General features: G+C 61.7%; 1 protein-coding gene. It reads left to right on the top strand.

What is annotated here, in order from left to right:
• The coding region (locus tag AC1D01_RS38210; protein WP_477875230.1) for a hypothetical protein at positions 1 to 462 on the top strand (462 nt) is incomplete at its 5' end.
• Positions 463 to 530: the final 68 nt, after the last annotated feature.

Below are 530 nucleotides of genomic sequence, written 5' to 3'. Positions count from 1 at the left end.
CGACTGCACATGGCCGCGTGCAGTCGGTCGCCCGATAATCGCAGCACGATGGCCCTCTGGCAGTTTGACCTCTTCCTCGTTCCGCGGCTCGGCTCAGCTCCAACGCTGGGCGTTGACGGATGGGTTCGTCCATTGGTGCCCAAACCAGCAGCAAATTCCGCTCGCGAGTTGCTCTCGTCGTGGCTCGGTGAGCCCTGGCTCATGTGCGAAGACATCGCCGTGTTTGGTGCCGAGACTGGCAACAGGATCGCCATCGTTCCCGGAGAAGACGCTGGCGCAGAAATCAGCGCTCGCATCGATGCTCGCGCGGAGAGCCTCCAATTCTGCCGACTGCTGCACGAGCTGGTGTCAGGCATTGATTGCAGGCTCTTCTCGCCGGAGTTCGGCAGCGAGGTCGGCGCAGAAGCAGAAGATTTGCTCGAGGCGTTGATGCGCTGTGAGCGTCTGGCCGTCCCATCTTGACGGCGGTCAGTTGCTCAAGTCTGCGGCGGAGTCCACCGATGAGGCAACAGCTCTTCGAGTCGGCTATT

Source organism: Rhizobacter sp. P3_B12, assembly GCF_056402895.1.
Note: the sequence above shows the minus strand (reverse complement) of the source record. Positions and strands in the feature narration are given on the sequence as shown.